Source organism: Belliella kenyensis (assembly GCF_022549675.1).
Taxonomy (GTDB): Bacteria; Bacteroidota; Bacteroidia; order Cytophagales; family Cyclobacteriaceae; genus Belliella; species Belliella kenyensis.
Map to the genome: position 1 here is coordinate 42,952 of NZ_JAKZGR010000015.1, position 23,904 is coordinate 66,855.

General features: G+C 36.4%; 21 protein-coding genes. 14 read left to right on the plus strand and 7 right to left on the minus strand.

The annotated features are described in order from the left end of the window. Nucleotides 1-26 precede the first annotated feature (26 nt). Nucleotides 27-524, minus strand: a complete 498-nt coding sequence (locus MM214_RS15105; protein WP_241296606.1) for a DNA topoisomerase IV — start codon at nucleotides 522-524, stop codon at nucleotides 27-29. 123 nt (nucleotides 525-647) lie between these two features. On the opposite strand from MM214_RS15105, the gene MM214_RS15110 reads away from it, so the two are divergent. From MM214_RS15110 to MM214_RS15145, 7 genes are all read left to right on the plus strand, one after another. Continuing rightward, nucleotides 648-1,907 carry a sterol desaturase family protein gene (locus MM214_RS15110; protein WP_241296608.1) on the plus strand — a complete coding sequence of 420 codons (1,260 nt, stop codon included), beginning with the start codon at nucleotides 648-650 and terminating at the stop codon, nucleotides 1,905-1,907. Further along, the gene (locus tag MM214_RS15115; protein WP_241296610.1) at nucleotides 1,891-2,289 is read left to right on the plus strand and encodes a hypothetical protein; all 399 of its coding nucleotides are present in this window, start codon (nucleotides 1,891-1,893) and stop codon (nucleotides 2,287-2,289) included. The genes MM214_RS15110 and MM214_RS15115 overlap by 17 nt, the downstream gene beginning before the upstream one ends. 599 nt (nucleotides 2,290-2,888) lie before the next feature. Next, nucleotides 2,889-5,900 (plus strand): type I restriction endonuclease subunit R, encoded by a 3,012-nt coding sequence (locus tag MM214_RS15125; protein ID WP_241296612.1) that lies wholly within the window; start codon nucleotides 2,889-2,891, stop codon nucleotides 5,898-5,900. After that, on the plus strand, nucleotides 5,893-6,771 hold the full coding sequence (locus tag MM214_RS15130; RefSeq protein ID WP_241296614.1) for an ORF6N domain-containing protein: 879 nt from the start codon (nucleotides 5,893-5,895) through the stop codon (nucleotides 6,769-6,771). Before MM214_RS15125 ends, MM214_RS15130 begins: the two co-directional genes overlap by 8 nt. Next, nucleotides 6,768-8,042, plus strand: coding sequence for a restriction endonuclease subunit S (locus MM214_RS15135; protein ID WP_241296616.1), 1,275 nt, complete (start codon nucleotides 6,768-6,770; stop codon nucleotides 8,040-8,042). The genes MM214_RS15130 and MM214_RS15135 overlap by 4 nt, the downstream gene beginning before the upstream one ends. A gap of 47 nt (nucleotides 8,043-8,089) precedes the next feature. Continuing rightward, nucleotides 8,090-9,127: an AAA family ATPase gene (locus tag MM214_RS15140; RefSeq protein WP_241296618.1), complete on the plus strand. Its 1,038-nt coding sequence runs from the start codon at nucleotides 8,090-8,092 to the stop codon at nucleotides 9,125-9,127. Nucleotides 9,128-9,140: 13 nt separating this feature from the next. Continuing rightward, nucleotides 9,141-10,799 (plus strand): type I restriction-modification system subunit M, encoded by a 1,659-nt coding sequence (locus tag MM214_RS15145; RefSeq protein WP_241296620.1) that lies wholly within the window; start codon nucleotides 9,141-9,143, stop codon nucleotides 10,797-10,799. Nucleotides 10,800-11,080: 281 nt separating this feature from the next. Here the strand turns inward: MM214_RS15145 and MM214_RS15150 are convergent, their stop codons facing one another. Together MM214_RS15150 and MM214_RS15155 are read right to left on the minus strand one after the other, a co-directional pair. Beyond that, nucleotides 11,081-12,010 (minus strand): ROK family protein, encoded by a 930-nt coding sequence (locus MM214_RS15150; protein ID WP_241296622.1) that lies wholly within the window; start codon nucleotides 12,008-12,010, stop codon nucleotides 11,081-11,083. Nucleotides 12,011-12,059: 49 nt separating this feature from the next. Further along, nucleotides 12,060-12,548 carry a YkgJ family cysteine cluster protein gene (locus MM214_RS15155; protein ID WP_241296625.1) on the minus strand — a complete coding sequence of 163 codons (489 nt, stop codon included), beginning with the start codon at nucleotides 12,546-12,548 and terminating at the stop codon, nucleotides 12,060-12,062. Nucleotides 12,549-12,657: 109 nt separating this feature from the next. Between MM214_RS15155 and MM214_RS15160 the strand changes: the two genes are divergently transcribed. Then, on the plus strand, nucleotides 12,658-13,017 hold the full coding sequence (locus MM214_RS15160; protein WP_241296627.1) for an arsenate reductase family protein: 360 nt from the start codon (nucleotides 12,658-12,660) through the stop codon (nucleotides 13,015-13,017). A 1-nt stretch (nucleotide 13,018) separates the two neighbouring features. Here the strand turns inward: MM214_RS15160 and MM214_RS15165 are convergent, their stop codons facing one another. Beyond that, complete coding sequence (locus tag MM214_RS15165) at nucleotides 13,019-13,846, minus strand: CvfB family protein (RefSeq protein ID WP_241296629.1); 828 nt, start codon at nucleotides 13,844-13,846, stop codon at nucleotides 13,019-13,021. Between the two features lie 126 nt (nucleotides 13,847-13,972). Here MM214_RS15165 and MM214_RS15170 point away from each other — a divergent pair, with 126 nt between their 5' ends. The 5 genes from MM214_RS15170 to hppD all read left to right on the plus strand — a co-directional run bounded on the left by MM214_RS15170 (nucleotide 13,973) and on the right by hppD (nucleotide 19,494). Then, nucleotides 13,973-14,863: a 3-hydroxyacyl-CoA dehydrogenase family protein gene (locus MM214_RS15170; RefSeq protein ID WP_241296630.1), complete on the plus strand. Its 891-nt coding sequence runs from the start codon at nucleotides 13,973-13,975 to the stop codon at nucleotides 14,861-14,863. Between the two features lie 163 nt (nucleotides 14,864-15,026). Beyond that, nucleotides 15,027-15,644, plus strand: a complete 618-nt coding sequence (locus MM214_RS15175) for a deoxynucleoside kinase (protein ID WP_241296631.1) — start codon at nucleotides 15,027-15,029, stop codon at nucleotides 15,642-15,644. A gap of 182 nt (nucleotides 15,645-15,826) precedes the next feature. After that, nucleotides 15,827-17,236 (plus strand): redoxin family protein, encoded by a 1,410-nt coding sequence (locus MM214_RS15180; RefSeq protein WP_241296632.1) that lies wholly within the window; start codon nucleotides 15,827-15,829, stop codon nucleotides 17,234-17,236. A 106-nt stretch (nucleotides 17,237-17,342) separates the two neighbouring features. Then, nucleotides 17,343-18,344: a lysophospholipid acyltransferase family protein gene (locus MM214_RS15185; RefSeq protein WP_241296633.1), complete on the plus strand. Its 1,002-nt coding sequence runs from the start codon at nucleotides 17,343-17,345 to the stop codon at nucleotides 18,342-18,344. A gap of 55 nt (nucleotides 18,345-18,399) precedes the next feature. Continuing rightward, entirely contained in the window at nucleotides 18,400-19,494 is a 1,095-nt protein-coding gene (hppD, locus tag MM214_RS15190; protein ID WP_241296634.1) for a 4-hydroxyphenylpyruvate dioxygenase, read from the plus strand. A gap of 92 nt (nucleotides 19,495-19,586) precedes the next feature. On the opposite strand, the gene MM214_RS15195 is transcribed toward hppD, so the two are convergent. Beyond that, nucleotides 19,587-20,126 (minus strand): DUF4269 domain-containing protein, encoded by a 540-nt coding sequence (locus tag MM214_RS15195; protein ID WP_241296636.1) that lies wholly within the window; start codon nucleotides 20,124-20,126, stop codon nucleotides 19,587-19,589. A gap of 195 nt (nucleotides 20,127-20,321) precedes the next feature. Between MM214_RS15195 and MM214_RS15200 the strand changes: the two genes are divergently transcribed. Continuing rightward, nucleotides 20,322-22,055 (plus strand): phospho-sugar mutase, encoded by a 1,734-nt coding sequence (locus tag MM214_RS15200; protein WP_241296638.1) that lies wholly within the window; start codon nucleotides 20,322-20,324, stop codon nucleotides 22,053-22,055. Between the two features lie 122 nt (nucleotides 22,056-22,177). Here the strand turns inward: MM214_RS15200 and MM214_RS15205 are convergent, their stop codons facing one another. Next, nucleotides 22,178-23,101 (minus strand): YihY/virulence factor BrkB family protein, encoded by a 924-nt coding sequence (locus MM214_RS15205; RefSeq protein ID WP_241296639.1) that lies wholly within the window; start codon nucleotides 23,099-23,101, stop codon nucleotides 22,178-22,180. A 37-nt stretch (nucleotides 23,102-23,138) separates the two neighbouring features. Next, a complete protein-coding gene (locus MM214_RS15210; protein WP_241296640.1) occupies nucleotides 23,139-23,855 on the minus strand; it encodes a DsbA family oxidoreductase in 717 nt (238 codons plus the stop codon). Nucleotides 23,856-23,904 lie beyond the last annotated feature (49 nt).

A 23,904-nucleotide genomic window follows, 5' to 3' on the forward strand; every position in this document is an offset into this window, starting at 1 on the left:
CTTATTTGATTATGATAAACCCACAGTTATTGCCCTAATTTAACGGAATTGAACTTCTTTATCAGAATCCAAAATAATGCAACTATCCAAACTGTAAATAAAATTGGTACAAGATAAAAGAAGAAGCTGAAGTCTCCTGCACTTATTTCATGTTGATTATTGATACTATGTACAAAAAAGGCCATGATGATCATTGCAATATTTACAACACCCACAAAACTATACATCCATGCCAAAATGTAATCTGTCAACAACTCCCCTTTTGGAAAAATTCTCCTCAAGCTTGCCACACTTTGATTCTCAATAACTTTCGCTGGAACCACAAGGATAATATTCAAAAGTATGAAAGTGATAACACCTCCATAGAAAAATGCTTCTTTAGTCAAAACTTTATCAAACCCACCACCCTCGTCTAGTTGATATGCCACTATGTCTGCAAGTGCAGCATATATATACAAGAACACCAACACAAATAACAAAACCGTTGCAAAATGGAATACCTTCCCAAATCTATAATACATCATGTCTATCAAATTAAGGTGCTAATATAAAGATTTATGCTAAGCAAAATCGAATCTGATTTTTCGTTTATTCAGTTTTTATAATTAGTTTTCTGCCAGCAATTAACCCAAAAAGCTGATAATAAGATGAATCTAAGCCCTGTTGTCATAGCTATTCCAATGTATTTTCTTTTGATGGCTATTGAATTGATTGTCCTGAGATTTCAAAAAAATCCCAGTTATAGAATGAATGATGCCATCACCAATATAAATCTTGGTGTTGTATCGCAAGTCACAGGCGTATTCTTGAAAATCCTCTCTATTGGTGTATACACTTTTATATTTGAAAAATTCGCTTTTCTTTCTATTCCGAGCACTTTATGGACTTTCTTACTGCTGTTTTTCCTTTATGATTTTTGCTACTATTGGGCACATCGTATGTCGCATGAGATCAATTTGTTCTGGGGAGGACATGTAGTACATCACTCCTCTGAAGAATACAATCTCTCGGTAGCTTTGAGACAAAGTTCCACACAGACGATTTGGACTTTTATCTTTTATCTACCACTTGCCATCATTGGTTTTGACCCAATCCAACTCATCTTGGTTTCTGGCCTGAATCTTTTATATCAATTTTGGATTCATACAGAGGCAATTGATCGAATGGGCTTCTTGGAGAAATTTATGAACACTCCTTCTCATCACAGGGTTCATCATGGTAGAAACCCCAAATACATAGATAAAAATCATGGAGGTACATTTATCATTTTCGATAAGTGGTTTGGTACTTTTCAAGAAGAGGAAGAAAAACCTACCTACGGAATTACTACTCCGGTCAATAGCTGGAATCCTGTCTGGGTAAATTTATCGCACTATTTCAATATGAAAAAAGAGCTTGTGCAAATCAAGAGTTGGAAAAATAAGCTCAAGTACCTTTTCTACAAGCCAGGCTGGCTTCCTGATGAGCTCGGAGGCTATAGAGCAGTAAAAGACATTGATCCTGACTATAAAAAATTCGATACTGCTGTCCCTGATGTTTTAAATCGTTACACTTTCTTCCAATATGTGATCCTTATGGGATTGACAGCCTATTTTCTTTTCAATTTAAATAATCTTGAAATCATACAGCAAGTCAGCTTTTCAGTATTGATTATATGGAGTACGGTGAGTTTCTCTGCGATTTTTGAGCAAAATAAATGGTATCAAATACAAGAGATCATCCGAATAGCTATGCTTTCATTTTACATCATTTACCTTACAAATGCCGAAATAGATCAAAATATAATATGGATTGTGCTTTCAGGCTACGCATTATGCTCGTATTTTTGGCTTTGGAAAAATCATAGGACGATCCAAAGATTTCAAAAGTCCGTTTCAAATCAAATAGAAAATGTACAGCAAGTATAGATGCATAATCGGTGGGCTATTCATTATGGTCATGTTTTCATGTTCTGGAAAATTAGAAGTAGAAGGCATAAACCTAGAAGATTGGAAAAATGATCGCTATGGCTGCAATGGTTTGAGAATTCAGCAACTTGATCAATTTCAAAAAATTAAAAATAGCTTTCTGGGCGCCAATAATCAAAGCTTGATAAAAACCTTCGGAAGACCAGACCGGGTTATTCTCGTTGATAAAAGTCAGAGCTTTTTTTACTACTTTTTTGAACCTAGTTCAAGCAAAGAATGTCCCGCTTATGAAGGAGAAGAGACACAACCACTGAAAGTGATGTTTAGACTCAATGCCATCAATAAAGTAAGTGAAGTTACAATCAGTCGACTGGAGCCGTAACTTTAACTGTTACGATGTTTGCAGCAAGTTTAAAGGGAGGACACGACAATAAAAAAACGAACAGACTGAAACAAGAAAAAGTAAACTATTTTGACAAGTGACCAAAGACAGAGAAAAAATAATAACGGAGAGTAATTAAGCCGAGACACTGGCCTACCCAATGTTTTTTTTTTTTTACCCACTGCACATTATTTAAAAACAATTTTGTCCAGTTGTACTGTCAAGTACATTTGGTTTTTACCAACGCACAAGCCAACCCTGAAAAACCAAAAGAGCTTGCTCCTAAACCCACGATAATATTGTGGAAATTAACACTATCAGACAGTGTGATTTTACTATATTTAACCATTTAAAAATTAATTAGGCTTCAATGAACCGGATTAAAGAAGTACTTAAAGAAAAAGGCATTTCCCAAACTTGGCTTGCTAAGATTTGGACAAAAGTTACAACACAATTAACGAGTATTCTCGCAATGTGAGACAACCGAGCCTTGAAGATTTGTACCGAAACGAAGTTCACGAACACAAAAAATAATTATTCAATTCGTGAGTAATTGCAAAAATTTTGGACGTTAACGCCAAAGATTTATTGAAAGAAGAATGAGCAAAGAAAATCAAATAGAACTAAACCTCATTGAGCAACTGAAAGGTCTGAAATACATTCAACGTCCTGACATAGTTGACAGAAAAACGCTTGAACAAAACTTCAAAGCTAAATTTGAGGCTCTTAACCGTGTTCGCTTGTCTGAGAGCGAGTTTTTGAGACTTAGAGAGGAAATCATTAATTCAGATGTTTTCCTTGCATCCAAAAAATTACGTGAAAGACAATACTTTCAACGTGAGGACGGAACGCCTTTGCATTATACTTTAGTAAATATCAAAGATTGGTGCAAAAATGACTTTGAAGTTATCAGTCAATTACGCATCAACACAGAAAACAGTCATCAACGCTACGACATCATTTTATTAATAAATGGATTGCCAGTGGTGCAAATCGAGTTGAAGAAATTGGATATTTCACCAAGAAAGGCAATGCAACAAATTGTGGATTACAAAAACGAACCTGGCAACGGTTTCGGAAATTCATTGCTTTGCTTTATGCAGTTGTTTATCGTGAGCAACAGAACAAATACCTATTATTTTGCTAACAACAAAATTCAGCATTTCCAATTCAATGCTGACGAACAGTTTTTGCCGATTTATCAATTAGCAGACGAGAGCAACAAGAAAATTACACACCTTGATTCATTCACCGAGAAATTTCTAAGCAAGTGTACACTTGGGGAAATGATTAGCAAGTATATGGTTTTGGTAGAGAGCGAACAAAAATTGCTCGTAATGCGACCGTATCAGATTTATGCAGTAAAAGCAATTGAAGAATGCGTGAAACAAAACAGAGGAAACGGTTATATCTGGCATACAACTGGAAGCGGTAAAACTTTGACCTCTTTCAAAGCTTCTACCCTTTTAAAGGACAATCCCGAAATTGAAAAATGTTTATTTGTAGTTGACCGTAAAGACCTTGACCGACAAACCCGAGAGGAATTTAATAAATTTCAGGAAGGAAGTGTGGAGGCAAACACAGATACAGAGACATTGGTAAAACGTTTGCTTTCTATGGATTATGCCGACAAAGTAATTGTAACTACTATTCAAAAATTGGGCTTAGCATTAGATGGTACTTACAAGAAAAACTATAAAGAACGATTGGAGCCATTAAGCAAAAAACGTGTAGTTTTCATCTTTGACGAGTGTCACCGTTCACAATTTGGCGAGAATCACAAAGCGATTAAAGAGTTTTTCCCTAATGCTCAATTATTTGGTTTTACGGGTACACCTATTTTTGATGAAAACGCAACATACAGCATTAGAGAAGGAGAATATGCTTCGTACAAAACTACGGAGGACATTTTTCAACAAAGGCTACACTCTTATACTATTACCCACGCAATAGATGATAAAAACGTTTTACGTTTTCATATTGACTATTTCAAAGGAAATAATTCCGATAGCTATCGGGACAAAAAACCCGGAGAAGCAATTTCAAGGCAGGCAGTAGTTGAAGCCATTTTGAACAAACACAATGCTGCGACAAATTCAAGAAAGTTCAATGCTGTTTTGGCAACAGCTTCAATCAATAATGCCATTGAGTACTATGAACTTTTCAAAGAATTACAAAAGAAAAAACAAAGTGAAAATCCTGAATATGTTCCGTTAAATATTGCTTGTGTGTTTTCTCCGCCCTCACAACTTATTGCAAAACAGGGAGACCAACAAAGTCAGAAAAATGCAGCCGACATCAAGCAATTGCAGGAAGATTTGACGCAAGAGCGGGAGGATAATAAACAAAATCCCGAAGAGAAGAAAAAAGCACTGACCGAAATTATTGAAGATTACAATAGACAATTTCGAACCAATCACCATATCAACGAATTTGATTTGTACTATCAGGATGTGCAAAGACGCATAAAAGACCAACAATACAGCAATAAAGACTATTCGCATGAAAATAAGATTGATATTACCATAGTGGTGGATATGTTGCTCACAGGTTTTGACAGTAAATATTTGAATACTCTGTATGTAGACAAAAACCTGAAATACCACGGATTGATTCAGGCATTTTCAAGAACCAATCGTGTATTGAATGACACTAAACCTTATGGAAATATTTTAGATTTCCGTTCGCAACAAGAAGCCGTAAATCAAGCCATAGCATTGTTCTCTGGTGAGGACAACGGTAAAGCCAGAGAAATTTGGTTGGTTGACCCTGCCCCTGTAATGATTGACAAATACAAAGAAGCAGTTGAGAAATTAGGGGTGTTTATGCAGGAGCATAATTTGGTGAACGAGCCACAAGAAGTTTACAATTTGAAAGGTGATGCAGCAAGAATAGCTTTTGTACAAAACTTTAAGGAAGTGCAACGTCTCAAAACACAGCTTGACCAATACACAGACTTAGACGAACAACAAAAGGCTAAAATCAAAGCCATTTTGCCTGATGATACCTTGCAAGAGTTCCGAAGTTCTTACATAGAAACAGCAAAGCAGTTAAGGGAAATACAACAAAAAGATGGTGAAAATGCACCGCCCGAAATTCAACAACTCGATTTTGAATTTGTGTTGTTTGCTTCTGCCGTGATTGATTATGACTACATAATGAATCTGATTGCAGACAGCACACAGAAGAAACCTGCCAGGCAAAAAATGACCAAATCACAAGTGATTAGCTTGTTGAAATCTAATTCCAACTTAATGGATGAGGAAGAAGATTTAACCGAGTATATCAATAGTTTGGATTGGGAAAGCGGACAAGATGTTGAAACACTTCGCAAGGGTTATGACAAGTTTAAAGACAACAAGTACAATAAAGAAATAGCCGATATTGCAAACAAACACGGTTTACAAACAGCTGACCTCAAAAAGTTTATTGAAAAGATAATAAGCCGAATGATTTTTGATGGAGAAAAATTGACTGACCTTTTAGCTCCGTTGGATTTGAGTTGGAAGGAACGTAGAGTAAAAGAATTGGCATTGATGGAAGACTTAGTACCCCAATTAAAAAAACTTGCCCAAGGGCGTGAAATTTCAGGATTAGCAGCTTATGAGTAAAGAACTAACTATATCACAAAAGGAAATTGAAAGCCGAATTTTCGTTTTTCGAGACTCCCAAGTAATGCTTGACCGTGATTTAGCAGAAATGTATCAGGTAGAGACTAAAGTTTTAAATCAAGCCGTCAAGAGGAATATAGAAAGGTTTCCGAAACAGTTTCGTTTTCAACTTACTGACAATGAAAAAATGGAACTGGTCACAAATTGTGACCGGTTCGAATCTTTAAAACATTCTTCAACTAATCCTTTCGCTTTCACCGAACAAGGCGTGGCAATGCTTTCTGCTGTGTTGCGTAGTGATGTGGCTGTAAAAGTAAGCATTCAAATCATCAATGCTTTTGTAGAAATGCGAAAACTCATTGCGAACCATAGTGGACTATTGCAGCGAATGGACGGTATTGAACGCAAACAACTGGAAACCGACCAAAAATTTGAGAAAGTATTTAAAGCTCTCGAAAGTAAAGACCTCATTCCCGCCCAAGGCGTATTTTTTGACGGACAAGTATTTGATGCTTACGAATTGGTTTCCAAAATCATCCGCTCTGCCAAGAAAAATATTGTGTTGATTGATAATTATATAGACGAAAGCGCCTTAACACATCTATCCAAGAAAACAAAAGTGGTAAAGGTGCTTTTATTGACCAAAACCATTTCTAAGCAATTGACTTTGGACGTAAAAAAAGCCAACGAACAATACAGCAATTTTGAGCTGAAAATCTTTACCAAAAGCCACGACCGTTTTCTGATTATAGACAACACGGAAGTATATCACTTAGGTGCTTCTCTGAAAGATTTGGGCAAAAAGTGGTTTGCTTTCTCCAAGTTGGATAAAAACTCAATAGCTAACATCTTAAAAGAAATTGGGGTATGAGTAAGAAAAAAAAGCTAATACCCGAGTTGCGTTTTCCTGACTTTAAGAATGAGGGGGAATGGGAAACTAATTCTATTGGGAAAGTTTTTAAATCGTTTAGTGGTGGAACGCCAAGTACTTCTGAAAAAGCATATTATGGTGGCGATATACCATTTATCCGTTCCGCTGAAATAAATAAGGACGCAACGGAATTGTTTATAACTGATAAAGGTCTGAAAAATTCATCTGCAAAGCTTGTCAATAAAGGAGATTTGCTTGTTGCATTATATGGTGCAAATAGTGGTGATTCAGCCATCTCAAAAATTAATGGGGCAATTAACCAAGCAATTTTGTGTTTACAATCTGAATATAGCAATGCATTTACCTACAATTTTTTGACTTTAAAAAAGGATTGGATCGTATCAAAATATATTCAAGGAGGGCAAGGAAATCTTTCGGGTGATATTGTAAAGTCAATATCTATTCCATTTCCAAAAAAGTTAGAACAACAAAAAATTGCATCGTGCCTATCATCATTAGACGATTTGATTGAAGCCCACAGCCAAAAATTGGAATTACTCAAAGACCACAAAAAAGGCTTGATGCAAAATCTTTTTCCGCAAGAGGATGAGAAAGTGCCAAAGTATCGGTTTAAGGAGTTTGAGAAAGACGGAAATTGGGTGGAGAAGTCATTAATTGATACGGCAGATAAAAAAGTAAAATGGAGTTTTACTGGTGGTCCATTTGGTTCAAACCTTAAAGCAAGTGATTATACAAGTGAAGGTATTAGAATCATTCAATTGCAAAATATTGGCGATGGTGAATTTAATGATGAATACAAAATTTACACATCAGAAGAAAAAGCTGATGAATTACTAAGTTGTAACATTTACGCAGGAGAAATAATTCTATCCAAAATGGGAGACCCAGTAGGAAGGGCTTGTATTATACCTAATAAGCTGAAAAGATGTGTAATGGCATCAGATGGAATTAGATTGGTTGTAAATGAGACGAAATACTCTAAATATTTTGTCTATTCTCTAATAAATTCAAAACCCATAAGAGAAGCTATTGAAAATAAAGCTACAGGTTCCACAAGGAAAAGAATCGGTTTGGATGAATTAAGAAATATAGAATTGATTATGCCTAAATCAATATCTGAACAAATAAAAATTGCTAATTGCATTTCTTCTTTAGACAAAAGCATAGTTGCACAAGCTTTGAAAATAGAACAATTGAAGGAGCATAAAAAAGGATTGATGCAGGGTTTGTTTCCTAAAGTAATTGATTAGAAATGAGCGGTAAAAAGAAACTATACAAATACAAAACATTGAAAAATGTGGCAGTAAGATTAAGGGACGATTTAAACAATCATCACTTTGTTTTGCTGTATGCCTACAATGGAACAGGCAAAACACGCCTTTCAATGGAGTTTAAAAATATCAGCAAGAAGAAAAAGAAAAATCCTGTAACTGACACACTATATTACAATGCTTTTACAGAAGACCTTTTCCATTGGAACAATGACCTTGAAAACGATACACAAAGGCATTTAATCATCAACAGAAATTCACGTTTTTTTGAAGGTTTCAGAGAATTGGCATTGGAAGAAAAGATTTTCAATTTTTTGGAACGTTACGCAGATTTTGATTTTAGAATTGATTATGATGCGTGGACAATCACTTTCAACAAAGGAGAAGAAAATAACCATATCAAAGTTTCGAGAGGTGAAGAAAATATCTTTATCTGGTGTATTTTCTTAGCAATAGCCGAACTTGCCATTGATGATGATGGAAATGGTCCATACAATTGGGTCAAATTCATTTACATAGACGACCCCATTTCATCATTGGATGACAATAATGCCATTGGAGTAGCAAGTGATTTAGCCAAACTTTTGAAAAAAGGTAAGGATAAAGTAAAAGTGGTTATCTCCTCGCATCATTCGTTGTTTTACAATGTGATGTATAATGAGCTAAAGAAAATTGAACATAAAAGCCATTTCTTGCATAAAAACGGTGCAGACGGTTACGTTCTGAGAGCTACTGATGAAACGCCATTCTTTCACCACGTTGCTATGTTAGCCGAATTGAAGAAAGTATCAGAAAACGGCAGTATCAACACCTATCATTTCAATATGCTCAGAGGTATCCTTGAAAAGACATCAACATTCTTTGGCTATGATGACTTTTCAAGTTGCATCAATGGCGTTGAAGATGAAATGCTTTTTTCACGCGCTTTAAACTTGCTAAGTCACGGTAAATATTCAATCTATCAACCAGTGGAAATGAATGAAGACAATAAAGAATTATTCAACAGAATATTGACAGCCTTTTTGGAAAAATACGAATTCCAACTGCCTGAAATATTCGCATAAAATATAGAAGTCAATGACACAAAAAGAACAACATAAAAAATTAGGGGATGCACTTTGGGATATTGCCAATGATTTGCGAGGAGCAATGAATGCAGATGACTTCCGTGATTATATGCTTTCCTTTCTCTTCCTTCGGTATTTGTCCTTCAATTATGAGGAGGCAGCAAAAAAGGAATTAGGCAAAGATTATCCGCCAATTAGGTCTAAAGATAACAGACCTGATTTTATTGTCCCTCATCCTCTGGAAGATTGGTACAATGACAATGAGGAGGATATATCAGAGTTTGAGGACAGTATGCGTAAAAAGGTGCATTATGTAATCAATCCTAAATATTTGTGGAGCAACATAACCGAATTAGCCCGTACTCAAAATGATGAATTATTAGAAACACTTCGAAATGGGTTTCGTCACATAGAAGAAGAATCATTTAAAAGCTCGTTCAAAGGCTTGTTCTCTGAAATCAACCTGAACTCGGAAAAGCTCGGCAAGACAGAAAAAGAAAGGAATGATAAACTTTGTAAAATAATAAGAAAAATAGCAGAGGGTATTGCCGATTTTTCAACCGATACCGACACGCTTGGAGATGCTTACGAATATTTGATTGGAAAATTTGCAGCAGGTTCAGGAAAAAAAGCAGGCGAATATTATACCCCTCAACAAATTTCTTCTATCCTTTCAAGTATTGTGATATTAGACGGTCAAAACCCTGCACACCCAGATGGACCAAAAAGGAAACTCAATCAAGTTCTCGATTTTACTTGCGGTTCAGGCTCATTGCTTCTAAACATTCGCACTAAAATCAAGAAAGGTGGAGGCACTATCGGTAAAATTTTCGGTCAAGAAAAGAATGTTACCACATACAACCTTGCCCGAATGAATATGCTTTTACACGGAATGAAAGATACCGAGTTTGAGATATTCCACGGAGATACGTTACTCAACCAATGGGATTTACTCAACGAAATGAATCCGAGTAAAAAAATTGAGTTTGATGCTATTGTAGCCAATCCACCATTTAGTTTGCGTTGGGAGCCAACCGACACTTTAGCAGAAGATTTTCGCTTCAAAGGATATGGTTTAGCTCCCAAATCAGCAGCCGACTTTGCTTTTCTCTTACACGGCTTTCACTTTTTATCTAAAGAGGGAACTATGGCTATTATTCTGCCTCACGGAGTTTTATTCCGTGGTGGTGCAGAAGCAAGAATAAGAGAAAAATTATTGAAAGAAAATTACATTGACACCGTAATCGGTTTGCCATCTAATTTGTTTTACTCAACAGGTATTCCCGTTTGCATTTTGGTATTGAAAAAGTGTAAAAAGCAAGATGATGTATTGTTCATCAACGCCAGTGAGCATTACGAAAAAGGTAAGCGCCAAAATACACTCAGGGAAGGAGAGGGAAGTAAACCAAATGACATCAAAAAAATTGTTGAAACTTATCAGTTCCGTCCTGAGCATATTGAACGATACGCTCGTAGGGTTTCAATGGACGAAATAAAAAAAAACGACTACAATCTGAACATTTCAAGATATGTGAGTACTTCAGAAGACGAAATACAAATTGACTTGGAAGATGTAAACTATAAATTGATAGAAATAAATAAAAGCATAAAAGTAAACACAGAAAAACATAACGAATATTTGAAAGAGTTAGGATTGAAACTGATTTAATGCTATTTGCAGGCATCCCGATTGGTATCGGGACGAAAGCTGCACAAGCCAACGCTACAACCAAAGCTTTGCCAAAGAGTTTGCAAAGCCACCACTGACTATGATTTTTCCAAGGTCGGACGAAGCAATACCGTCGCTACGTTCGAAAAGCCATGAGTCAATATATTAACACGCTTTAAATAAAATAAGCCTGACAGCTATTAAGGTTTGTAAAGGATAAAAACACTTTACTTCCAATAAAGCTATCAGGCTTCTATTTTTTATCAGTCAAATACTGAATATTACTCTTCCAAGAAGCACAAGGCAGCAGCCCCTAAAGTACCTGCGTTGTTTTCCAATGTTGCCTTTTCCATTTTGAGGTCGTCAACATAATATTTGGTAAGAAACTGTCTTACGGTCTTATCCAATGCAGGCATCATAAATTCCAAGCCAGCAGATATTCCACCGCCAAAGTAAACTTCCGTCACATCCAAAATCCTAATCGCTGATACAATTGCTTCACCCAAAACGCGCGCTACTTCCTCAAAAACCATAATAGAAACTTGGTTGCCTTTCTTCGCTGTATCTACTAGCAGGTGCGTACCAAGTTCTTTCCCAATCAGGTCTTCACCCGCCAAGTCAGGGTATGCCCTTATCATTCTGTCCATGATTCTTAAAATCCCATCTCTTCCGATGATTCTTTCAAGTCCTTCATTACCTCTGGACATCATATGGCCCATCTCCATGGCATTGCCTCTTGATCCTTTGAAAACCTGCCCATCTGCAATCAGCGCACTTCCTATACCAGTTCCCATGGTGATAAACAGGAAGTTTGGAGAAGGATTTCCTTTGCCGTATCTATATTCACCCACAGCTGCTGCTGCTGCATCATTTTCCAAGAAGAACTTTTTATCAGGATATTTTTCCAACAATCCTTGCTTCAGGTTGAACCCATTCAAAGCTGGTATTGCTGGAATTTCAAGTGTAGTGGTTCTATCTTTGGAAATAAGCCCTGGTAATCCAATACCAACTTTTTTTACTTCTGGATATTTTTCTAGGTATTTTCCAACTCCCTCTATAAAACATTGGTTGAATCCTCTTGGGTCATCTCTATACGGAGTCGTATCTTCTTTATCAAAAGAAACCAATTCTCCTGATCTATTGACCAAGCCAATTTTTAAGTGAGTGCCTCCTACATCTACTCCTAAAAAAAGTTCGTCATTGTTATTCATAATTTTTTCTTCAATAGGTTTAAGTTGCTAAAATAGTAAACTACATCCTTTACTTCCTAAAATCTTTACCAAAGTCTTGAAATATTTCATGTACAGCAGGACAGACCTGAGTATTTGTTAAAGTTAGGTTGAGGATTCCATGCATATTCTTTCGATTTGTATGAGGATATTCTCTACAGGCTTTTGGTCTTTCTTCATAGACGAAGCAGGTATTATCTTCATTGAGAAATGGACAAGGCGATGATTTCAAAACAAAATCTCCTTCCTCATCTCGGTAAAGATATTCATCAATAAAAGCTGAAGATTTCATTCTAAAGACTTTGGCTATTCTATCTATATCAGTTTGAATAAATATCGGGCTTGTTGTCTTACAGCAATTTGCACAATTTAAGCAATCTATCTTTGAAAATTTCTCTTCATGAGCTTCTAAAAACATTTTATCCAAGGCCTTGGGCTTAATCTTTCTTAGTCTCTCTTTCGTCTTTTTATGAATAGTGAAATCTGCCTTTGATTGATTTTTAAAATTTTCTAAATCCATTTTAGTATAAAACAGCGAATAAATTTTAATTTCCACAAATTATTCGACCTATAATTTTTATTTTTAAAATTTTAACCTTAACTTATACCAACACCAAACGCATACTGTCATGAAAATGCATCCAAACGAATTGTTCTTCTACTACAATCCTTCTCACAATGTAGACAAACAAGTGAGGGCATATGCCCATGCAGTCGCCAAACATGTCAACGAAATCAATATTGACAAAGAGAAGATTACCTCTACAGGCTGGAGGTCTATTCTTAACAAACTCAATTTGAGACCAAAAGATCTATTGAATAGAGCTCATCCAGATTACCAATCCCATATTGCTGGCAAAAGCTGGGATGACGAAAGCTGGTTACAAATTCTCATTAAATACCCGCACCTAATCAAGGCTCCCATAGCCATTATGAAAGATAAAGCGGTGCTTTGCACATCACCCAACCAGATCCTCCGGTTAAACTGACTTAAAGCAACTCAATACCGTCCTGACGGATATTGATTAATTTTGCGCTATATAGTTGGCCGATGGATTGTTTGAAATGTTTTTTACTCATACCCAATAATTCTTTGATGGACTCTGGGGATGATTTATCATGAAGGGGCAAAAACTTCTTAACTTTTAATAAAGCAAGGATTTTTTCAGCCCCTTCCTCGTATTTCTCTCTTCCTGATGGCGTCAAGCTAAGGTCTATCTTACCATCTTCCCTTTTCTTTTTGACAAATGCCCTCACTTTCTGACCCAACTCAATAGATTCAAACACTTCATTTCTATAGATCAAACCTTCAAATGCCTGCTCTATCAAAGCTTTATAACCAAGGTCAGACTGAGCAAAAACGAGCGCTTCCACTTCTTGTCCTTCTTCAAATCCACGGGTATCTTCTTCCAAAAAATCATCATATTTATTGACTCCTATAAGTCTATTTGTCTTGAAATCAATACATACCCTTATCAGATACTTCTCCCCTACGACCATGTCCTCGCGCATTTCAGACTTGGGGACGAAAAGATCCTTCATCAGTCCCCAATCCATGAAAGCACCAAATTTGGTGATTTCTTTAGCCTCCATCACTGCAAATTCATCTAGTAAAGCTACAGGGGGCGTGGTGACAGCTACAGGTCTATCTTCACTATCTGTGTATACAAAAACCTCTATTTCTGTACCTGTTTCCACATCTTCTGGCAAATAACTTTTTGGTAAAAGTACTTCTCCCCCATCATGCAAGGCCAAATAAGCACCATGGGCTGTAAATCTATTGATCAATAGGCTGTTGATTCTTCCTAATTCTTTCATACCTCAAAGGTAAAGAAATAACTTGATGTAGAAATTGGAAAAAGTAGCTAATCGGCTTAGATTTGGCTTTGATCTGAAATTTTTCTGATCTTGTTAGATTTAAAAGTAAATGTAAACCCAATAAAAATGAAAAATATAGCAGTAATAGGCTCTGGAACTATGGGCAATGGAATCGCACATGTATTTGCTCAGCATGGCTTCATGGTAGCATTGATAGATGTCAATCCCTCAGCGCTGGACAAGGCGGTTGCCACCATCCAAAAAAACCTTGATAGACAAGTTTCCAAGGGAATTATCAATGAAGAACAAAAAGAAACTGCTCTTAACAACATCAAAACTTACACCCAGCTCTCAGATGGTGTCGCTCAGGCAGACTTGGTAGTAGAGGCTGCAACAGAAAATGTAGACATCAAACTGAAAATATTCAAGGAGCTAGATGAATTATGTCCATCACATACCGTCTTAGCTTCCAATACCAGCTCCATATCTATCACCAAAATAGGAGCTGCTACACAGAGACCAGAGAAAGTAATAGGCATGCACTTCATGAACCCTGTACCAGTCATGAAGCTGATAGAAGTAATCAGAGGCTATGCTACTTCAGATCAAGTCACCAGTGAAATCATGGAGCTTTCAAGAAACCTAGACAAAGAGCCCGTGGAAGTTAATGATTACCCTGGTTTTGTGGCCAATAGGATTTTGATGCCAATGATCAATGAAGCCATATATACCTTGTACGAGGGAGTAGCCGGTGTATCAGAAATTGATACCGTGATGAAACTAGGTATGGCTCATCCTATGGGGCCATTACAATTGGCTGATTTCATAGGTCTTGATGTATGTCTTTCTATCCTACGTGTTCTTTATGAAGGTTTTGGAAACCCCAAATATGCACCATGTCCGCTACTTGTAAATATGGTTCAAGCAGGATACAAAGGTGTGAAAACTGGAGAAGGTTTCTATAAGCATACTCCTGGATCCAAAGAAATAGTAGTATCCGCACAGTTCAAAAAGTAAACATCAATTTCATTCAAATTGGATGACTTTTACAAAGTTAAAACTTGAACATAGTTTTTGTATTTATATAGTTTCCAACTTTGGAAAAGTTAAAAATCTAGGGGAAGCATTTCCCATTCGAAGTTGAAGTAATATTAGCGTTTTATTTATTTAAAATTTCATCATGCATATTGCAGTATCAGGAAATATAGGAAGTGGAAAAACCACATTGACAGAGAAATTGGCAAAACACTATGGGTGGAAAGCAGAATTTGAATCCGTAGATAATAATCCATATTTGGCAGATTTCTATGAAGATATGAAGAAATGGTCCTTCCACCTTCAAGTATTCTTTCTAAACAGTAGATTTAACCAAATCAATAAAATCAGAGAAAGTAAGCAGTCTATCATTCAAGATAGAACGATCTATGAAGATGCTTATATTTTTGCCGCTAATCTTCATAAATCAAACCTGATTTCTCAACGTGATTATGATAATTATCTGAACCTATTCCACTCTATGATTGCTTTCGTTCAAGCACCTGATTTGTTGATCTATTTAAAAGCAGATATTCCAAAGCTTGTTGGGCAAATCGAGAAGAGAGGAAGAGATTACGAAAATTCCATTCGAATTGATTATTTAAAAAATTTAAACTCACACTACGAAGATTGGATCGGTGGATATGATAAAGGAAAATTACTCATCGTAGATGTAAATGATATGGATTTTGTGGCTAACCCCGAAGATTTTTCAACAATAGTAAACATGGTAGATAGAGAGATTCATGGATTATTTTCTTGAATTTACTACCACATAGTGCTGCTTTTATAATTTGAATTTTATCTCATTAGTTTATAATTATTTCCAGATCATTATCATATTTTAACGTTTCATGCTTTGTAAATAAGTTGAAAATTATGAATTACAAAAAAACATAGTTAAATTTTAACTTGAATAATTTCAACCTATCAACACACCACAACATGAAAACAAAATCCTTGCTTTTGATAGTATTTGCAGTTTTTGCTTTTGGCTGTAAAGAAGAAAATGCTTTCAATCCAAAAGTAATCATCGCCGGTAATCTCTCAAATTTAGATACTGAAGAAATCAAATTGTATTTAGATGAAGAGATTGCCAGTTCAAACCTTGCGGATGACGGTAGCTTTCATTTAAGTTTCGATGCCGACAAATTTGAAAACTATATGCTTATCATCGGTAGAGAAAGATTAAACCTCTTCTTGAGCCCTGGTGATAGTTTGTACATCAAGGGTGACGCCGCGAAGTTCGAAGAATCCATTGTATTCTCAGGAGACCACGAAGCTGAGAATACCTATTTGTACGAAAAAGATAATATAAATACGAAAAGTGGACTTTCAAATTACATGGAATTAATGGGATTAGATAAAGATGCCTATTTCCACAAAAAAGACAGCGCCTTTGGATTGACCAGATCAAGATATGAAAGTATCAAAACCGAAAGAGCTTTTGACGGAGACTTTGTCACCTTAGAAGATGCTTATTATGAATACGAGCCATTGATTTATGATGGTATGTATCCAATGTATTATGCTTATATCAATAAAGTGAGTCAAGACTCTGTGGATTTCCCACATGAGGAAGTAAAAGCTAAATTCGGGCAAGTCCACCTCGGCAGGGAAGATTTATTAGACTCTCGATCATATACCAATGTGGTAGATAGAAGAATTGGAGATAGGGTTTCTGAAATGATGAAATCCGATAGCAGCTTGCTAAAAGATCCTTCAGGCTACGAAAAAGCTCGATTCACAGCGTTGGAAGATATGATTGAAAATCAAGTGGTCAAAGACAAATTCCTCTTTGATTACATCAAATCCAACATGCAATATAGGGGACCTGAGCATACCGAAGTTTCTTACAAAAAATTCATGAAGGAAAATCAAAGTCCTAAACTGGCTGCCAAACTTGAAGCATTAAAAGATAAGTGGGAACCAATCATGCCTGGCAAAGAAGTCCCTGATTTTTCTTTTGTAAACATTGAGGGTGAAGAGGTTAACTTGAGTGATTTAAAAGGTAACTTGGTGTACATTGACATTTGGGCTACTTGGTGTGGACCTTGTATCGCTGAGCATCCGCATTGGGACAAAATGAAAGAAGAATATAAAGATAAATCTATTGCATTCCTTACAGTATCTATAGACGATTCAAAGGATCCGTGGGAGAAAATGGTCAAATCAAAAAATATGGAAGGTCTGCAATGGTTTGCTGAAAATGCATGGAAATCAGAACTTGCAAAACACTTTATGGTAAATGCCATCCCGAGATTCATCCTACTAGACAAAGAAGGAAAAATCATCGATCCTTCTGCTGATAGACCATCAGGCAATATCAGAACGAAAGTCGATCAACATCTTTAAGAGAAACATGAAAATTTAGGATAACTTTATAGACAATATTCAAGACAGAAAAAGTGGGGAGATAGATATCTCTCCACTTTTTTTAAGTATCCCAACAGCAACAAAAATGAAATATTGGTTCAACTACTTTCTACGACTAATAGTCAAATTTGCTTTACATTTATTTTATCACAAAATAGTCGTAGATGGAAAGAAGCATATCCCAAAAGACAAGGCAGTAATTATCGTCAGCAATCATCAAAATGCACTGATTGATCCCTTGATGATAGCTACACATACGCGATTGGAACCACATTTTCTCACACGTGCATCTGCATTTCGGAATCCATTTTTTGCCAAGTTGCTAGATTACATTAGGATGATTCCAATCTATCGCGTCCGAGACGGCGTCAAAAACATGGAGAAAAACCAAGAAACCTTTGACAAAAGCATTCATGTATTGCTTGGAAAAGGCTCTATGCTGATCTTCGGGGAAGGAAGTCACAGTACACTTAGAAATCTTAGACCTTTGAAAAAAGGATTTGCTAGAATAGCATTTCAAACCTTAGAAAAAAATCCAGACTTGGATCTTGTAATCCTCCCAGTAGGGATCAATTATTCCAATCATTTTCATTCTGGAAGCAAAGTCCGGATTTCATTTGGTGAATATATAGAAGCAAAAATGCATTATCCTAACTTTGATAGCTTAATCAAAACTACACATCAAGCATTGGAAAAACTTGTGGTGAATATTCCCGATGAAAACTATGAGAACTTACTTCATCAATTAATCGATCATAAAGTTGATCTGACTTCAAAAATTGCTGTAGACCAATTTATTGAAGCCAAACAACCTCAGAACAAGCTTTCAAAACCTACCTATTTGCGTAACAAGTTAATGAAACTTTTCCATCTGCCCCTCTACTGGACTTGGTTACGAATATCAAATAAAATCAAAGACGCTACCTTTATCGCAACCTTTAAATTTATCATTGGACTGGTAGGGTTACCAGCATGGTATTTTACCCTTATTTTAGCAAGTATTGCACTAGGACATAAGGATTGGGCATTTACTTATCTGCTTCTTGCAGTCATATTCCTTTTGACAAACAAGAACCCACAAAAATAGTCTAACATATTTTTTTATCTTTGTAATCAATAGTATAAACCCAAATTTGAACAAAATGGAACAAGATTTTCTCCCAATCAACGGGACAGATTATGTTGAAATGTATGTGGGCAATGCCAAGCAATCAGCCCTTTATTATCAATACGCTTTTGGATATGAACTGATTGCTTATGCAGGACCAGAGACGGGCATCAGAGACAGAGCATCTTATGTACTGAAGCAAGACAAAATTAGACTTGTACTCACCACCCCCTTGCAGCAAGATCATCCTATAGCTGATCATATCAAAAAACATGGTGACGGTGTCAAAGTACTTGCCCTTTGGGTAGACGATGCCGAGAAATCATGGAAAGAGACCACTTCAAGAGGTGCCGTTTCTTACCAAGAGCCTAAAATCCTCAAAGATGATAATGGAGAAGTAAAAGTAGCTTCCATCAGAACCTATGGCGAAACGATTCACACTTTCGTAGAAAGGAAAAACTATAATGGGATATTCCTACCTGGCTACAAACCCAGAACATCAGAATACAAAAGTACTTCTATTGGTCTTAAATACATAGATCATTGTGTCGGTAATGTAGGTTGGGGAGAGATGAATAAGTGGGTAGATTTCTATGAAAATGTCATGGGATTCAAGCTATTGATCACTTTTGATGATAAAGACATCTCCACAGAATATTCGGCACTGATGTCCAAAGTAGTGTCCAATGGAAATGGCTTCATCAAGTTCCCGATCAATGAACCAGCAGAAGGAAAGAAAAAATCTCAAATTGAGGAGTACTTGGATTTTTACAATGGTGCTGGTGTACAGCACATGGCAATCGCTACGGACGATATTGTACATACTGTATCAGAATTGAGAAAAAGAGGTGTGGAGTTCCTAGAAGTACCTTCCACATATTATGATGATCTACTAGAGCGTGTAGGAGAAATCGACGAAGACCTTAAGCCTCTCAAAGACCTTAACATTTTGGTAGATAGAGATGATGAGGGCTATTTGCTTCAGATCTTCACCAAGCCTGTACAAGATAGACCAACTTTATTCTATGAGATCATCCAAAGAAAAGGTGCCAAATCCTTTGGTAAAGGTAATTTTAAGGCACTCTTCGAAGCCATTGAGCGAGAACAAGAGTTGAGAGGTAACTTATAAATTGTGCTTTGCTGTCTCAGCTGTGATCTGCATGTGATGAATTGTGTTTCTGAGTTCATCAATTAAGATTTATTTCAGGTGAGACAGCTTTTTTACTTCAATAAGCAAAGCTCATGGTCCAAAGCTAAAAGCGCTTCATAAGGATCACCTTTCAGCCCTAGAACCTTAGCAAATGCAGGTTCAGTCTTGAAGCCTTGCTTTTTCAAGGCTATAATTTCCTGTCTAAATTCCTCCCCCATTTTTTGCAACAAGGCATGCTCAATCAGCATGTGCTTATAGGCATATTGTTCTTTGCTTGGTGTCTTTTGTCCGAAAATTTCAATCTCAAAATCAGCTACAAAGAAATTAGCAATCACTGAATACCCTGAATGCTTCATAGTTTCTCTGATTTCAAAGCCTGAAAATGAACCAAAGCTATCAATTAGCTTTTGCTTGAAATCTTCTGCATTATCAAAAGAACAAATGATATCCAAGTCACTACTTTCTATATCAATATTGATCGGGAATGTTCCCACTAAGATTGGTTCAAAACTATGGAATACACCGAAAACATCAAGTGACAATAACAAACTGAAAGCACTCCTATGCCTTTCACTTCCCTCAAGCAAATAGCTAATGCCTGAAAAATCCATCGTGTAAATTTAAACAATTCATTTTTGATTTTTAGTTTAGTCTAGTGGTAAAACATGATCTTCTTGAGCAAATGACTTTACTAAACCATTAAAACGCCTCAAAATGTATCTTTTTTATTAATGATATCCAGCCATTCCTTTTACATTGAATACTAAAATTTATAACTTGAGAGCTCATTCAAACTTTTTATTAAAATGACCAACGTAGATCCAATAATAATAGCCAAAGCTGAGTCTTGGCTAAGTAGTAACATCGACGAAAAAAGCAAAGTCGAAATCAGAAATTTATTAATGTCAAGTGATACCAATGAGCTTGTGGATTCCTTCTACAAAGACTTGGAATTTGGTACAGGTGGACTTAGAGGCTTGATGGGCGTAGGTTCCAACAGGATGAATGTCTATACGGTCGCTATGGCTACCCAAGGTCTTGCAAACTACCTTTTGAAGTCTTTCCCTGGAGAAAAAATTGCAGTGGCAATCACCCATGATTCCAGAATCAACAACACCCTGTTTGCTGATACTACAGCAAATGTATTCACTGCAAATGGTATCCATGTAAAGTATTTCAAAGAAATGAGACCTACACCTATGCTTTCGTTTGCTATCAGGCATTTTGGATGCAAAAGTGGTGTAATGGTAACAGCTTCTCACAATCCAAAAGAATACAATGGATATAAGGCATATTGGGAAGATGGTGGTCAGGTCGTTGCTCCTCATGATGTCAATATCATCACTGAGGTGCAGAAAATCACCTCAGTAGATGATGTCAATTGGAACAAAAATGACGCACTCATTGAATACATAGATGAAAATTTCGATTTCATCTATCTCAATGAAGTGAAAAAGCTAAGTCTTTCTCCAAACGAGATCATGCTGCAGCGAAGCATGCCAGTTGTATTTTCACCGATCCACGGAGCTTCGGGTAAAATGGTTCCAGCAGCACTTAAGGTGTTTGGCTTTGAAAATATCCATGTGGTAGAAGAACAAGCAGAACCAAATGGAAACTTCCCTACAGTCATTTATCCAAATCCAGAAGAAGCTGAAGCACTAAATATGGCCTTGGAGCTAGGAAAGAAGGTAAATGCTGACCTTGTTCTTGCTTGCGATCCAGATGGTGACAGATATGCAGCTTGTGTACCTGATGGTATTGGAGGTTTTGAACTTCTCAATGGTAATCAAACAGGTTCACTTATTACCTATTATTTATTGAATAAATGGAGAGAATTCGGTAGACTCACGGGTGATCAATTTATGGTCAATACGATTGTAACAACCGAACTAATAGATGAAATCTGCAAAAGCTTTGGTGTCACTTGCTATTCGGTGCTTACAGGATTCAAAAATATCGCAGAGGTGATCAGAGAGCTTGAAGGCAAACAAACTTTCATCGCAGGAGGTGAAGAAAGCTACGGCTATTTGGTGGGCGATTTTGTAAGAGACAAAGATGGTGTATCCGCATGTGCTATTGTAGCAGAGATTGTAGCTTATTACAAATCTAAAGGTCAATCTATTCAGGACGTTTTGGCAGAAATATATATGCAATATGGTTTTTACAAAGAGCATTTGATTTCTGTAACCAAAAAAGGAAAAGATGGCGCAGAACAAATCCAAAACTTAATGGCTGGATTTAGGGCTAACAGACCTTTGGAAATCAAAGGTGTGAAAGTAAGTAAGATTGTCGATGTGAAAGAAAGTAAGGTATATGACATGATCAACCATACTGAAAGCGAATTGAATTTGGCAAAGTCCAACGTAATTCAATTTTACTTGGTGGATGGTAGCAAAATATCAGCAAGACCATCTGGAACAGAGCCAAAAATAAAGTACTATTTCTCAGTCAATGAAAAGCTTCCTAACAAAGAAGCCTATCGAGCTGTTGAAAAATCACTCCAAGAGAGAATTGAAGGTTTGACAAGTTTTTTTGCTTAACAGACCAATCAAGAAAAAGGCGATCAAAATTGATCGCCTTTTTTAATTTTATAAGTTGAATTTATTCCAATTCACCTTGAACTTTTCTTAACTTTGATCTAACAATTGGGCATAATTTCCCCTTAGGCATCAGATCTATCATTCTCTATTTCTCTCAATTCTACCTTTACAGCTTGAGGATAAGGGACTACACCTTTGCCTACTTTTTCGGCAATATAATAAGTCACCTGACCTCCAAATAGAAATATAACGACTGAATAATAAACCCAAATCAACAACACTACGAGAGATCCTGCCGTGCCATAAGCAGACCCCATATCAGAATTGCCCATATATAGGCCTATCAAATATTTACCTAATACAAATAGCAACATAGTAACTACTGCCCCTATCCAAGTATCTCTCCATCTAACTTTGGCATCTGGTAATATCTTGAACATCAAGGCAAATATCACGACCAATATACCTTGACCGACTATCAAATGGGTAATTGATGCCAACAAAATAGCTCCGTTTTCAAAGAACTCGGAAAAATAATTGAAGATAACAATGATTACTGCATCTAACACCAGAGATACTAGCATGATAAATCCAATAGAAGCTACCATTGAAAAACTCAGAAGCCTATTTACAATAAACTTTAGTATGCCTTTTTCAGGCTTTGCTTTGATATGCCATATGTGATTGATACCATTTTGCATACTTACAAAAACGGTCGTTGCACTAAAAGCCAATATCCCGAATGCAATGAAATTGGACAAGACGCCATCCGATTCCATGGAGAAGTTTGACATTATATCTTCTAAAGTCTGAGCACTTTCCTCTCCCGCCAACTCTCGAACTTGTACGATGATCTCATCTCTTACTTCCGATTCATTGTAAAAAGTAGTCCCGATGTTGAGTAGAATTATCAACAAAGCAGGCATACTAAAAATCGTGTAAAAGGCTGTGCTAGCAGCAAAACTCATTGAATCACTATTACCAAAATCGACAACGCTATCCTTGAGTATCTGAAACAGTGTTAATTTTTTTATCCTTTTTATCATTTGTATAAGATTATTTAGTACTTAAAGTAAGACATTTTTAATCATTATTACAATTCCCTTCTAAGTCACAAGAATTATTTGACTCTTGTGATCCAATTACATGAGGCTTTTGTGCATCCATAAATTTTTCCCAAGCTTTGATCAAAGTCTGGTCAAACGTCTCGGATGCCTGTGCGCCAGATATTGCGAATTTATTATCAAAAACAAAAAAAGGAACTCCTCTTACACCAATTTGAATGGCCTCTTGGATATCGCTATTTACTTTTTCTATAAATTGATCAGAGGCCAACACATCTTTTAAATCTTCTTGATCTAAACCTACTTCTTCACCTAATCTTTGCAAGGTAGCAGTATCATCTATATTCTCCCCTTCAGTAAAGTAAGCTTTGAAAAGTCGCTCTTTCATGTCATCACCAAGTCTCACGGCTTTTGCAAATTGTAACACTCGGTGGGCATTCTTTGCATTTGCCACTACAGTCCTATCCATGTGATATGTCAACCCTTCTTGACTCGCCATATCAACAACCTGACTCATAATTTGTTCGGTTTGTGATTTTGACCAGCCTTTTGACTCAGATAAATATTCTAAAGTAGATAGGTCAGGATTAGTTTTGAGATCAGGATTGAGAAGAAAACTCTTCCATACAATCTCTACCTTATCTTTATGTTCAAACTTCTCCAAAGAAGCCTCAAGTCTTCTCTTGCCAATATAACAAAATGGACACATTACATCAGACCAAATCTCTATTTTCATGATTATGCTTTTTAAATATTCTTAAGATTAATGAAATTTCAAGTATTTG